10 protein-coding genes and 1 pseudogene are annotated in these 12,845 nt (G+C 59.0%); 7 read left to right on the plus strand and 4 right to left on the minus strand.

What is annotated here, in order from left to right; genetic code table 11:
- Positions 1-43: 43 nt before the first annotated feature.
- The gene (sbcB, locus tag AB4P96_RS07890) at positions 44-1,471 is read left to right on the plus strand and encodes an exodeoxyribonuclease I (protein ID WP_017139790.1); all 1,428 of its coding nucleotides are present in this window, start codon (positions 44-46) and stop codon (positions 1,469-1,471) included.
- A 90-nt stretch (positions 1,472-1,561) separates the two neighbouring features.
- On the opposite strand, the gene mvaT is transcribed toward sbcB, so the two are convergent.
- The gene (gene mvaT / locus AB4P96_RS07895) at positions 1,562-1,936 is read right to left on the minus strand and encodes a histone-like nucleoid-structuring protein MvaT (protein ID WP_005790963.1); all 375 of its coding nucleotides are present in this window, start codon (positions 1,934-1,936) and stop codon (positions 1,562-1,564) included.
- A 346-nt stretch (positions 1,937-2,282) separates the two neighbouring features.
- Here mvaT and purU point away from each other — a divergent pair, with 346 nt between their 5' ends.
- Positions 2,283-3,131 carry a formyltetrahydrofolate deformylase gene (gene purU, locus AB4P96_RS07900; protein WP_017139791.1) on the plus strand — a complete coding sequence of 283 codons (849 nt, stop codon included), beginning with the start codon at positions 2,283-2,285 and terminating at the stop codon, positions 3,129-3,131.
- Positions 3,132-3,215: 84 nt separating this feature from the next.
- A complete protein-coding gene (locus tag AB4P96_RS07905; RefSeq protein ID WP_017139792.1) occupies positions 3,216-3,386 on the plus strand; it encodes a hypothetical protein in 171 nt (56 codons plus the stop codon).
- 35 nt (positions 3,387-3,421) lie between these two features.
- Here the strand turns inward: AB4P96_RS07905 and AB4P96_RS07910 are convergent, their stop codons facing one another.
- Positions 3,422-4,186 carry a methyl-accepting chemotaxis protein gene (locus AB4P96_RS07910; protein WP_370589484.1) on the minus strand — a complete coding sequence of 255 codons (765 nt, stop codon included), beginning with the start codon at positions 4,184-4,186 and terminating at the stop codon, positions 3,422-3,424.
- A gap of 93 nt (positions 4,187-4,279) precedes the next feature.
- Positions 4,280-5,311: pseudogene (locus tag AB4P96_RS07915) on the minus strand (cache domain-containing protein); the annotation flags it as partial.
- 204 nt (positions 5,312-5,515) lie between these two features.
- On the opposite strand from AB4P96_RS07915, the gene AB4P96_RS07920 reads away from it, so the two are divergent.
- Complete coding sequence (locus AB4P96_RS07920) at positions 5,516-6,994, plus strand: helicase HerA-like domain-containing protein (RefSeq protein WP_017139794.1); 1,479 nt, start codon at positions 5,516-5,518, stop codon at positions 6,992-6,994.
- A 4-nt stretch (positions 6,995-6,998) separates the two neighbouring features.
- Here the strand turns inward: AB4P96_RS07920 and AB4P96_RS07925 are convergent, their stop codons facing one another.
- Complete coding sequence (locus tag AB4P96_RS07925; protein ID WP_017139795.1) at positions 6,999-7,454, minus strand: DUF721 domain-containing protein; 456 nt, start codon at positions 7,452-7,454, stop codon at positions 6,999-7,001.
- Positions 7,455-7,759: 305 nt separating this feature from the next.
- On the opposite strand from AB4P96_RS07925, the gene secA reads away from it, so the two are divergent.
- The 3 genes from secA (at position 7,760) to AB4P96_RS07940 (ending at position 12,801) form a co-directional block, all read left to right on the plus strand.
- Complete coding sequence (gene secA / locus AB4P96_RS07930) at positions 7,760-10,495, plus strand: preprotein translocase subunit SecA (RefSeq protein ID WP_017139796.1); 2,736 nt, start codon at positions 7,760-7,762, stop codon at positions 10,493-10,495.
- 124 nt (positions 10,496-10,619) lie between these two features.
- Positions 10,620-11,837 carry a bifunctional glutamate N-acetyltransferase/amino-acid acetyltransferase ArgJ gene (gene argJ / locus AB4P96_RS07935; protein WP_138452094.1) on the plus strand — a complete coding sequence of 406 codons (1,218 nt, stop codon included), beginning with the start codon at positions 10,620-10,622 and terminating at the stop codon, positions 11,835-11,837.
- A 19-nt stretch (positions 11,838-11,856) separates the two neighbouring features.
- Positions 11,857-12,801, plus strand: coding sequence for a Nudix family hydrolase (locus AB4P96_RS07940; RefSeq protein WP_169985148.1), 945 nt, complete (start codon positions 11,857-11,859; stop codon positions 12,799-12,801).
- Positions 12,802-12,845: the final 44 nt, after the last annotated feature.

A 12,845-nucleotide genomic window follows, 5' to 3' on the forward strand; every position in this document is an offset into this window, starting at 1 on the left:
TGCAGCGCCTAGACTTTGTCGATCTTCAGCACAGGAACAGCCCGTGACTACCATTTTCTGGTACGACTATGAAACTACCGGCATCAACCCCCGCAGCGATCGCCCGTTGCAGGTTGCCGGTATTCGTACCGACCTCGAGCTCAACGAGGTCGGCCCGCCGGTCAACCTTTATTGCCAGCCAAGCGACGATATCCTGCCGCACCCGGCTGCCTGCGCCATAACCGGTATCACCCCTGGCATTCTGGCGGAAAAAGGCCTGGCCGAAGCCGACTTCATGACCCGCGTGCACGCCGAGCTGGCCGTGCCTGGAACCTGTGGTGCCGGTTACAACACGTTGCGCTTTGACGATGAAATGACGCGCTACAGCCTGTACCGCAACTTTTTTGACCCGTATGCCCGTGAGTGGCAGGGGGGCAATAGTCGTTGGGACTTGATCGATGTGGTTCGTACGGCTTACGCACTGCGCCCCGAAGGCATTGAGTGGCCGCAGCAGGACGGGCGTGTCACCCTCAAGCTGGAGCGTTTGACCCAAGCCAATGGCATCGACCATGGCCATGCTCACGATGCCCTGTCGGACGTGCGAGCCACCATAGCCCTGGCGCGGCTGATCCGCGACAAGCAGCCAAAGTTGTATGACTGGCTGTTTCAACTGCGCAGCAAGCAGCGGGTGATGGATCAGATCCGCCTGTTGCAGCCCATGGTGCATATTTCCGGGCGTTTCTCCGCCGAGCGTCATTACCTGGGTGTGGTACTGCCCCTGGCCTGGCACCCGCGCAATCGCAATGCGTTGATTGTCTGTGACCTTGGTCTCGACCCGCAGGGTTTGCTCGACCTGGACGCCGAAACCTTACGCCAGCGGCTTTACACGCGCCGTGATGAGTTGGCGCAAGGTGAGTTGCCAGTGCCGCTCAAGTTGTTGCATATCAACCGCTGCCCGGTGGTCGCGCCATTGAATGTGCTGCGCGCACAGGATCGCGAACGCCTGAACTTCGATATGGACGTGTGCCAGGCGCGGGCGCTGCGACTAACTGACGCACAGGAAGTTTGGCGCGACAAGTTGGCAGCCATTTATGCCGAGGAAGACTTTGCACCGAGCACAGACCCGGAGCAGCAGCTCTATGACGGTTTTATCGGTGACCGCGACCGACGGTTATGCGAACAAGTCCGTGTGGCTGAACCGTCACAGTTGGCACGTCAGCAGTGGCCTTTCGATGATCATCGATTGCCGGAATTATTATTCCGTTACCGTGCGCGTAACTTTCCTGACACCTTGGACAACGATGAGCAACAACGCTGGAAACTTTTCTGTCAGCAACGTTTGTCGAGCCCGGAGTGGGGCGCACCCAATACCCTGTTGGCATTTAAGCAGGCACGTGAGGAGTTGGCTGTTAGTGCTACAGCGTTTCAGCGCCAGGTGCTCGATGAATGGCAAGAGTATGCCGACTCTTTAGCCGCTCGCCTGGGCTTGTAGTCAGGCACTTGCAAAATATTCGGACAATAAAAAACGCCAGCAAGCTGGCGTTTTTATTGTGTTGCATATCAGGCAGAAGCCCGATCAGGCTTAGCCCAGCAGGGTAGCCCAACCTTCTACCACGTCGCCGCCCCACTTGGCTTTCCACTCTTTCAGAGTCTTGTGGTTGCCACCTTTGGTTTCAATCACTTCGCCGTTGTGCGGGTTTTTGTACTGCTTGACCTTGCGAGCACGCTTGGTGCCGGTAGTTTTCACAGCGCCACGTGGTGCTTTAACTTTGGATTCCGGATCCAGCAGCGCGATGATGTCACGCAGGGATTTGGAGTACTCACCCATCAGGGTGCGCAGTTTGCCTTCGAATTCCAGCTCGGTTTGCAGCTTGTCGTCTTGTGACAGGTTCTTCAAACGGGCTTGCAGTTCTTTGATAGCTTCTTCGGTGGCGCGGTATTCGTTGATCAGGGACATGTGGACTACCTTATGTAGAGCGCTGATTGACAGTGAGTGGCCTAATAATAGTCAGGCAATTTCCCCAAGTAAACATTTAAGAAGGCATTTATGTGAATTACGTTGAATGTTTGTGGCAATGCTATGCAATCGAGTTAATTAATAGGTGGTAGGTGTAAAAATAATTCTGTTTATTTTGCATAACTGTCTGAGCCTCGGAAGGGCGTTCATATAGCGGCGGTAAAACCTTACGCTATTAAGGGGTGTCGCCAGGACCGGGCGACAGAATAAGGTGCAAGGAGTACTGCAGTTTTTCTGCGTAATCGCTAGAATGGCGGCCTTTGCGAAGTTCTGGAGTTTCCCCCTAATGCGCACTTTTCGGCTGGTGATTGCTTGCCCGGACCGGGTTGGTATCGTTGCCAAAGTCAGTAACTTTCTGGCCTCCCACAACGGCTGGATCACCGAGGCGAGCCATCACTCGGACGATCTCAGTGGTTGGTTTTTCATGCGTCATGAGATACGTGCCGACACGCTGCCCTTCGGCCTCGAAGCGTTTCGCGAGGCGTTTGCGCCGATCGCTGAAGAGTTTTCGATGACCTGGCATATCACCGACACCGAGCAGAAAAAACGTGTCGTGCTGATGGCCAGCCGTGAATCCCACTGCCTGGCCGACTTGCTGCACCGTTGGCACAGCGATGAGCTGGACTGTGAGATCGCCTGTGTAATTTCCAACCATGATGACCTGCGCAGCATGGTCGAATGGCATGGCATCCCGTACTACCACGTGCCGGTCAACCCACAGGACAAGGAACCGGCATTCGCCGAAGTCTCCCGCCTGGTCAAGCAGCACGAAGCCGATGTAGTCGTGCTGGCGCGTTACATGCAAATCCTGCCGCCGGAACTGTGCAGCGAATATGCCGGTCGAGTGATCAACATTCACCACAGCTTCCTGCCATCGTTTGTGGGTGCCAAGCCGTATCACCAGGCCTCCCTGCGCGGTGTGAAGTTGATTGGCGCAACGTGCCACTATGTCACCGAGGAGCTCGACGCCGGCCCGATCATCGAGCAGGACGTAGTGCGCGTCAGCCACAGCGACAGCATTGAAGACATGGTGCGTTTCGGCCGTGACGTCGAGAAGATGGTGCTGGCCCGTGGCCTGCGTTACCACTTGGAAGATCGCGTGCTGGTACACGGCAACAAGACTGTGGTGTTCTGACAGCCGCGTTTAAGTTGAAGAAAAAAGGGCCTGGGCGTTAAATCGTCCCAGGCCCTTTTTTTGTCCGCCATGAAGGATTAAGCGATGAGCGATCCACTCGATAAAGCCACCTCCAAGGCCCCAGCGACGCTGGGCGAAGGGTGTTTGAGCCGTTTTGACCCGGATGACCTGGACGCGGAGGACGGCACCGAGTTTCCCGGTGCCGCCGAGCTGTGGCGGCAGGAACACACTAAAACCGATCCCGAGCAAGCCTAGCGGTCCGCCGCCTTAACGCTCGGCGGGCGCAGGGATCAGATCCGGAAGCTGCCCACCAGCTGTTTCAAGCGTGCGGCCTGTTGTTCCAGGTCGGTACAGGCGCGCAGGGTTGATTGCAGGTTTTCCACACCTTCCTGGTTGAGGGTGTTGATCTCGGTGATGTCCATGTTGATCGACTCCACCACCGAAGTCTGTTCCTCGGTGGCGGTGGCCACGGACTGGTTCATCCCGTCGATCTCGCCAATGCGTTGGGTCACGCTGTTGAGACGCTCGCCGGCCAGGTTGGCGATCTCGACGCTCTCCAGGCTATGGCGTTGGCTTTCACTCATGGTGCTGACCGAATCCCGGGCGCCGACCTGCAACTCTTCAATCATCTTTTGCACTTGTTGCGCCGATTCCTGAGTGCGATGTGCCAGGTTGCGCACCTCATCGGCCACCACCGCAAACCCGCGACCAGCTTCACCTGCACGTGCCGCTTCGATGGCGGCGTTCAGCGCCAGCAGGTTGGTTTGCTGGGAGATGCTGGTGATCACTTCCAGAATCTGCCCGATGTTCACGGTCTTGCTGTTGAGCGCTTCGATATTGCTGCTGGAGGCGCTGATCATCTCGGACAGTTGGTTCATTGCCTTGATATTACGCTCGACCACTTGCTGGCCGTCCTCGGCCAAGTGCCGGGCATCGCTGGCCTGATGGGAAGCCTGCGCGGCGTTACGTGCAATTTCTTGCGCAGCAGCGCCCAGTTCGTTGATGGCGGCGGCCACGCTGTTGGTGCGGTTGGCCTGCTCGTCAGAGTTGACCATCGACGAGTTGGAAGCGCTGACCACTCGCAGGGCCACTTCATTGACCTGCTCGGTGGCCGAGGACACTTCGCGAATCGAGGTGTGAATGCGCTCCACGAAGCGATTGAAAGCATTACCCAGCGTGCCGAACTCGTCGTGATTCTGGATGTTCAGGCGGCGGGTCAGGTCACCTTCGCCATCGGCGATGTCCTGCATGGCGCGGGTCATCACGTGCAGGGGTTGCAGCAGCACTCGGATCAGCATGCCGAGCAGCGCGATGATGATCACAACCGCAATGATCGTGGCGATAACGGCCGAGGTGCGAAATTTGCTGAGCATGGCGAAGGATTTATCTTTATCCACCGAAATACCCAGGTACCAGTTCACCGACGGCAGGCCTTTGATGGGGGTGAAGGTCACGATGTTGTCTTTGCCATTGGCTTCGACTTCGCTGAAATCACCACTGATCTTCGGGGTGTTTTTCGGGTACATGTCGGCCAGCGTCTTCATCACCAGGTTCTTGTCCGGGTGCACCAGCACTTTGCCGTCAGCGCTGACCAGGAACGCGTAGCCCATGCCGCCGAAGTTCAGCGCGCCGATGTTATCCACCAGCGTTTGCAGGCTCAGGTCGCCGCCGACCACGCCGATGCTTTGCCCCGCCTTGGCGCTGGGGGTAGCGACGGAAATGATCAACTGGCCGGTCGCTGCGTCGATGTAAGGTTCGGTCAGGGTTGAGCCGTTACTGCTTTGGGCGCCTTTGTACCAAGGGCGCACCCGTGGGTCGAAACCGTCCGGCATCTTGGTGTCGGGGCGGATGGTGAAGGCGCCTTTGCTGTCGCCCACGTAGGTGGCCATGAACGAGGATGTCAGGGTTTTCTGCTCGAGCAGGCCAGCAACTACGGCGGGTTCAGGGTTGATCGCGATGTTCTGTGCAGCGTTTTCGACCAGGGCAATACGTCCGGTGAGCCAGGTTTGAATGTTGCTGGCGGTGACATCGCCCATTTCATGCAGGTAATTATTGAGGTCGTCGCGAATCGCGTTGCGTTGCAGGTAGTCGTTGTAGAGGGTAAACAGTGCAAAAGCGGCGATGACGATAAGGGAGGCTGCAAGCAGGATTTTGTGGCTGAAGCGCAGGTTTTTATTCATGGCTTGTAGGGTCCGCTAAGGTCTTAATATCCGAAGCGCGTCCTTGTAGGATGCGCAAAATGACAGCGTCAAAAAAGGTGTGATACTGCTTGTGATAATTCCGGTGGTCCCTGTGAGAACTATCTGACCTATTTTTAGACTTTGTGGGTCTTACCTCTGTCTGTATCGACCTGACGGCACTAAAGATTAACCAAAGGTGACGAAATGCCTGATTCCTCGCAACTCCTTATCGGCGCCGGCCTGGACGGCCAGCCCATCGCCCAGGCCATGCGCTTGGCCAACCGTCACGGGTTGATTGCCGGCGCGACCGGCACAGGTAAAACCGTCACGTTGCAGCGCTTGGCGGAAGCCTTCAGCGATGCGGGTGTGGCCGTGTTTGCCGCTGATATCAAGGGTGACTTGTGCGGCCTTGGCGCTGCGGCCAATCCTCAAGGCAAGGTGGCCGAGCGCATTGCGGGCATGCCCTTCCTCAATTACAGCGCGAAGGCGTATCCGGTAACACTGTGGGATATCCACGGGCAGTCCGGTCATCCGCTTCGCACCACCATCAGCGAAATGGGGCCGTTGCTGCTTGGCAGCCTGCTGGAACTCACTGACAGCCAGCAATCGGCGCTCTATGCGACTTTCAAGGTGGCCGACCGCGAAGGCCTGTTGCTGCTGGACCTCAAAGACCTCAAGGCCTTGCTCAACCACTTGCGTTATCACCCGGAACTGCTGGGCGACGACGCGGCGCTGATGACCACCGGTTCCAGCCAGGCGCTGTTGCGGCGTTTGGCGGTGCTGGAGCAGCAGGGCGCCGAAGCCTTGTTTGGCGAGCCTGCCCTGCAGCTTGAAGATATCTTGCAGCCTGCCGGCGATGGTCGTGGGCGCATTCACCTGCTGGACGCGAGCCGCTTGGTGCACGAGGCGCCCAAGGTCTATGCGACCTTCCTGCTGTGGCTGTTGGCCGAGTTGTTCGAACAACTGCCGGAGCGTGGCGATGCCGATAAACCGTTGCTGGCGCTGTTTTTCGACGAGGCGCATTTATTGTTCGCCGATACGCCCAAGGCATTGCAGGATCGCCTGGAACAAGTGGTGCGTTTGATCCGTTCCAAGGGCGTGGGTGTGTACTTTGTCACTCAATCCCCAGGGGATTTGCCTGACACGGTATTGGCGCAACTGGGCTTGCGTATCCAGCATGGCTTGCGGGCGTTCACCACCAAAGAGCAGAAATCCCTGCGTGCGGTGGCGGACGGTTTTCGCCCCAACCCGGCGTTCGATACCTTGTCGGTACTGACTGAGTTGGGCACCGGTGAGGCATTGGTGGGGGCGTTGCAGGAAAAGGGCACGCCGGAAGTGGTCCAGCGCGTGCTGGTGGCGCCGCCGCAATCGCGGATCGGGCCGCTCAGCGAAGCCGAGCGTGCTGCGATCATCGCCAGTTCGCCTTTATTGGGGCGCTACGACAAGCCAATTGACCGTGAGTCGGCCTATGAGGTGCTGATGGCGCGCAAGGAGCTTGGCCCGACCGAGGAGGCCAAACCGGCCGCCGAAGAGCCGAGCTTTACCGACAAGGCCGGAGCGTTCCTGGGGACTACAGCAGGTAAGGCGCTCAAATCCGCCATGCAACAGGCGGCCAATCAAATGGGACGGCAGTTGGTGCGCGGGTTGTTGGGCTCGTTGCTGGGCGGCAGTAAACGCAAGTAGCGGTTCAGGGCTTGGGCCTGGCGTGGGCGGCCAACCGCTCCAACGCTGCGCGCAGGCCCGGATCGCTGATGCCGTCGGCCGTGGCTTGAATGGTTTCGGCCGCGTTCTGCGACAGGTCCATGGTGTGGCCCACTGCACCTTGCTGCACGGTGGGCGGCTGCACCTTGAACTGGATGCGGGTCAGGCTGGCAAACTCTTCAAATGCCATTAATTGCCGCTGCAAGCGTTTTTGCTGGTAGCGCAGGCGGGTGGCCCAATGCCCGTCGGTGACAATTAACAGTAAATTGCCTTCGCGCCACGACGCCACATGACAATGTTCGCGGGCGGCAGGTTGCAGTTGGCTTTCTACAAGGCGTTGCAAATGGCCCAAGCGTTGCGCGTGGCCGAAGATGGCTTTCAACGGTTTGGCTTCGCGGAGCAACACGCTGGGCGCGCGGGCTGTAAGTGGGCGAAACGCCATGTTTAGACACCTTAAGTAACAGAGCCGCCATCTTAGCAGAAAGCGCCTGTGCGGCCCCAGGCAAAGCGATAGCAGGGCAATGCGAGTGAAATCAATAGGTAACTTCTGCGCTTGATGGGTTGAAGTTCCAGCAAAAGCCCTTATTTTAAACAGGCCCTCTCACAGCGCCATGCCAGCATCGGGGAATAACGCCACTTTCCTCACCCACGATTCCGGGTAGAATGCGCGTTCGCATGCGGCCGTGAGGGCTGCTCGGGCCACTCACGGTGCGCCCTCCATCCCTATGTGTGGAAGAACCTGCCGATATGTTTGCGCCTTTGTTAAAGAAACTTTTTGGAAGCAAGAATGAGCGCGAAGTCAAACGCATGCTCAAGACGGTGCAGCTGGTCAATGCCTTCGAAGAGCAGATGGTTGCCCTGTCGGACGAGCAATTGCGCGCCAAGACCCAAGAGTTCAAGGCCCGCATAGCCAAAGGTGAAACCCTCGACAAGCTGTTGCCTGAAGCCTTTGCGGTCGCCCGTGAAGCCGGTAAGCGTGTCATGGGCATGCGCCACTTCGACGTGCAGTTGATCGGCGGCATGACCTTGCATGAAGGCATGATTGCCGAGATGCGTACCGGTGAAGGCAAGACCCTGGTGGCAACCCTGGGCGTTTACCTCAACGCACTGTCCGGCAAGGGCGTGCACGTTGTGACGGTGAACGACTATCTGGCCCGCCGGGACGCCAACTGGATGCGCCCGCTGTATGAATACCTCGGCCTGACCGTCGGCGTAGTCACGCCGTTCCAGCCGCCGGAAGAAAAGCGCGCCGCCTATGCGTGTGACATTACCTACGGCACCAACAACGAATTCGGTTTCGATTACCTGCGCGACAACATGGCGTTCAGCATGGAAGAAAAATTCCAGCGCGAACTCAACTTTGCCGTGATCGACGAAGTCGACTCCATCCTCATCGACGAAGCGCGTACCCCGCTGATCATCTCCGGCCAGGCCGAAGACAGCTCGCGCCTGTACACCGAGATCAACAAGTTGATCCCGCGCCTGGTGCAGCACGTTGAGGAAGTGGAAGGCGTGGTGACCAAAGAAGGTCACTTCACCATCGACGAGAAGACCCGCCAGGTTGAACTCAACGAAGCCGGTCACCAGTTTGTCGAAGAGATGCTGACCCAGATCGGCGAGCTGGCCGAGGGCGAAAGCCTCTACTCGGCGCACAACCTGGGCCTGTTGACCCACGTGTACGCCGGCCTGCGCGCCCACAAGCTGTTCCATCGCAACGTCGAATACATCGTCCAGGACGGCCAGGTCGTACTGGTTGACGAACACACCGGCCGTACCATGCCGGGTCGCCGTCTGTCCGAAGGCCTGCACCAGGCCATCGAAGCCAAGGAAATGCTCAACATCCAGGCCGAAAGCCAGACGTTGGCCTCCACCACCTTCCAGAACTACTTCCGTCTGTACAACAAACTGTCCGGCATGACCGGTACAGCTGACACCGAAGCGTTCGAATTCCATCAGATCTACAACCTGGCTGTGATGGTGATTCCACCGAACAAGCCGCTGGCGCGTAAAGACTTCAACGACCTGGTGTTCCTGACGGCCGAAGAGAAATACGCGGCAATCATCAACGACATCAAGGACGGCATGGCCCAGGGGCGTCCGATCCTGGTGGGTACTGCCACCATCGAGACTTCCGAGCACGTGTCCAACCTGCTCAACAAGGAAGGCATCGAGCACAAGGTTCTAAACGCCAAGTTCCACGAAAAAGAAGCCGAGATCATTGCCCAGGCCGGTCGCCCAGGCGCGCTGACCATCGCTACCAACATGGCCGGTCGTGGTACCGACATCCTGTTGGGCGGCAACTGGGAAGTGGAAGTTGCGGCACTGGAAAACCCAAGCCCTGAGCAAATCGCCCAGATCAAGGCCGACTGGCAGAAACGCCACCAGGCTGTGCTGGAATCCGGTGGTTTGCAGGTAATCGCCTCCGAGCGTCATGAATCGCGCCGTATCGACAACCAGCTGCGTGGTCGTGCCGGCCGTCAGGGTGACGCCGGTTCCAGCCGCTTCTACCTGTCGCTGGAAGACAGCCTGATGCGTATCTTCGCCTCGGATCGGGTGAAGAACTTCATGAAAGCCCTGGGCATGCAGTCCGGTGAAGCGATCGAGCACCGCATGGTGACCAACGCCATCGAGAAGGCCCAACGCAAGGTAGAAGGCCGTAACTTCGACATTCGTAAGCAACTGCTCGAGTTCGATGACGTTAACAACGAACAGCGTAAAGTGATTTATCACATGCGTAACACGTTGCTGGCCGCCGACAACATTGGCGAGACGATTGCCGATTTCCGTCAGGACGTGCTCAACGCTACCGTCAGCGCACACATCCCGCCACAGTCCCTGCCTGAGCAGTGGGATGTTGCCGGCCTGGAAGCCGCGTTGAAGAGCGACTTCGGTGTGGACTTGCCGGTTCAGCAGTGGCTGGACGAAGACGACCACCTGTACGAAGAAACCCTGCGCGAGAAGCTGATGACCGAGCTTTTGGCCGCATACAACGAGAAAGAAGAGCAGGCGAGTGCCGAAGCACTGCGCACCTTCGAGAAACAAATCGTACTGCGCGTGCTGGACGACCTGTGGAAAGACCACCTGTCGACCATGGACCACCTGCGTCACGGTATCCACCTGCGTGGCTACGCCCAGAAGAACCCGAAGCAGGAGTACAAGCGCGAGTCGTTCACGCTGTTCTCCGAGCTGCTGGATTCGATCAAGCGCGATTCGATCCGTGTGCTCTCCCACGTTCAGGTGCGTCGCGAAGACCCGATCGAGGAAGAAGCCCGCCTGCGTCAGGAAGCCGAGGCACTCGCTGCGCGCATGCAGTTCCAGCATGACGAAGCACCGGGTCTGGAAGCGCCGGAAGCCTTGGGCGAAGAGGTCGATGTGGCCTTGGCTCAAGCCCCGGTCCGCAATGACCAGAAGCTGGGCCGCAACGAGCTGTGCTGGTGCGGTTCGGGCAAGAAGTTCAAACACTGCCACGGCGAAATCAACTAAGATTTTTGCCTGACGCTGCAACACCCTGCGCCGCGACCGGCCTTTGCCGTCGCGGCGTTTTGCCATTAATTTCACCGTTGATCGCGACGGTACAGACATCACCTATTCTTTAAGGAGCGCATTCATGGCTGTTGGTCTTGGTCCTTTGCCCACTTTGTACCCGGTCGCCGGTTTTGAACTCGGTATCGCTTCGGCCGGCATCAAGCGCCCGGGGCGCAAAGATGTAGTGGTGATGCGCTGTGCCGAAGGCTCGACGGTTGCGGGCGTGTTCACGCTCAACGCGTTTTGCGCCGCACCGGTCATCCTGGCCAAGCAACGCGTGGCAGGTTCGATCCGTTACCTGCTGACCAACACCGGCAATGCCAACGCCGGTACCGGCGAGCCAGGCCTGGTTGCCGCTGCGCGCACCTGCGCCAAGCTGGCCCAGTTGACCGGCGTGGATGCCAGCCAAGTGCTGCCGTACTCCACCGGCGTGATCGGTGAGCCGCTGCCGGTGGAAAAAATCGAAGGCGCGCTGCAAGCCGCACTGGATGACCTGTCTGTGGATAACTGGGCGGCTGCGGCCACCGGCATCATGACCACCGACACCCTGCCCAAAGGCGCTAGCCGCCAGTTTGTACACGATGGCGTGACCGTTACCGTGACCGGCATCAGCAAGGGCGCGGGCATGATCCGCCCGAACATGGCCACCATGCTCGGCTACATTGCCACCGACGCCAAAGTCTCCCGCGACGTGCTGCAGCGCCTGATGCTCGACGGCGCCAACAAGTCGTTCAACCGCATCACCATCGATGGCGACACCTCGACCAACGACTGCTGCATGCTGATCGCCACCGGCCAGGCCAACCTGCCGGAAATCACCTCCACCGAGGGCGCGCTGTTCGCCGCATTGAAGCAGGCGGTGTTCGAAGTGTGCATGGACGTGGCCCAGGCCATCGTGCGTGACGGTGAGGGCGCAACCAAGTTCGTCACTGTTGAAGTGAACGGCGGCGCTAACCACCAGGAATGCCTGGATGTCGGTTACACCGTGGCCCACTCGCCCCTGATCAAGACTGCACTGTTTGCTTCCGACCCGAACTGGGGCCGCATCCTCGCTGCCGTCGGCCGTGCCGGTGTGCCGGACCTGGACGTCAGCAAGATCGACGTATTCCTTGGTGACGTGTGCATTGCCAGCCGTGGCGCTCGCGCTGAAACCTACACCGAAGCCCAGGGCTCGGCGGTGATGCAGCAAGAAGAAATCACTATCCGCATCGAGTTGGGTCGCGGCGAGTGCAGCGAAACCATCTGGACCACCGACCTGTCCCACGAGTACGTGAAGATCAACGCGGAATACCGCACCTGACAGCCAAGAGGAAAGCGTGGTGAAACGAGTGCATGTAGCAGCAGCGGTGATCCGTGGCGTCGACGGCAGGATCCTGCTGGCACGCCGTGCCGATACCCAGCACCAAGGCGGCCTCTGGGAGTTTCCCGGCGGCAAGGTGGAGGCTGATGAGTCGGTCGCAAGCGCTTTGTCCCGCGAGTTGCAGGAAGAACTGGGCATCCAGGTCACCACGGCGCGCCCGCTGATCAAGGTGCAGCATGACTACCCGGACAAGCAGGTGTTGCTGGATGTCTGGGAAGTCTCGGCCTTTACCGGCGAGCCCCATGGTGCCGAAGGGCAGCCGTTGGAATGGGTGACGCCGCGGGACTTGCTCAACTATGAGTTCCCGGCGGCGAATGCACCGATTGTTGCGGCTGCCCGTTTGCCCGCTGAATACTTGATCACACCAGGCGAACTGGAAGCCCCCACCTTGTTGCGAGGTGTCCAGAAAGCCATTGCCGGTGGCATCAAGCTGGTTCAACTGCGCGCGCCCAACGGTTACGACCCTAAATACCGTGACTTGGCGGTGGACGCGGTGGGCCTGTGTGCCGGCAAGGCGCAACTGATGCTTAAAGGGCCGTTCGAATGGCTGGGGGATTTCCCTGCCGCCGGCTGGCACATGACCTCGGCGCAGTTGCGTAAATACGCGAGCAAAGGCCGCCCGCTGCCGAAGGATCGCTGGTTGGCGGCTTCTTGCCACAACGCCGAAGAGCTGGCACTGGCAGAGATGATGGACGTGGATTTTGTCACGCTGTCGCCGGTGCAGCCGACCCAGACTCATCCCGATGCCCAGCCGTTGGGTTGGGAGCAGGCGGTAGAGTTGATCCGTGGGTTCAGTAAGCCGGTGTTTCTGCTGGGCGGGCTTGGGCCGGCTGAGCGGGAACAGGCTTGGGAAGCCGGGGCTCAGGGTGTGGCAGGCATTCGCGCGTTCTGGCCTGAGGCATGATGATCGTTCCCACGCTCTGCGTGGGAATGCCTCTTGTGACGCTC

Origin of the sequence: Pseudomonas sp. B19125 (assembly GCF_044218855.1) — a bacterium.
GTDB classification, from domain to species: Bacteria; Pseudomonadota; Gammaproteobacteria; order Pseudomonadales; family Pseudomonadaceae; genus Aquipseudomonas; species Aquipseudomonas edaphica.

Excerpts from the sequence above, each read along its gene's own strand:
- mvaT (WP_005790963.1), bottom strand. The coding sequence starts at position 1,936 with ATGTCCCTGATCAACGAATACCGCGCCACCGAAGAAGCTATCAAAGAA.
- purU (WP_017139791.1), top strand. The coding sequence starts at position 2,283 with ATGCGCACTTTTCGGCTGGTGATTGCTTGCCCGGACCGGGTTGGTATC.
- AB4P96_RS07905 (WP_017139792.1), top strand. The coding sequence starts at position 3,216 with ATGAGCGATCCACTCGATAAAGCCACCTCCAAGGCCCCAGCGACGCTG.
- AB4P96_RS07910 (WP_370589484.1), bottom strand. The coding sequence starts at position 4,186 with ATGGTCAACTCTGACGAGCAGGCCAACCGCACCAACAGCGTGGCCGCC.
- AB4P96_RS07920 (WP_017139794.1), top strand. The coding sequence starts at position 5,516 with ATGCCTGATTCCTCGCAACTCCTTATCGGCGCCGGCCTGGACGGCCAG.
- AB4P96_RS07925 (WP_017139795.1), bottom strand. The coding sequence starts at position 7,454 with ATGGCGTTTCGCCCACTTACAGCCCGCGCGCCCAGCGTGTTGCTCCGC.
- secA (WP_017139796.1), top strand. The coding sequence starts at position 7,760 with ATGTTTGCGCCTTTGTTAAAGAAACTTTTTGGAAGCAAGAATGAGCGC.
- argJ (WP_138452094.1), top strand. The coding sequence starts at position 10,620 with ATGGCTGTTGGTCTTGGTCCTTTGCCCACTTTGTACCCGGTCGCCGGT.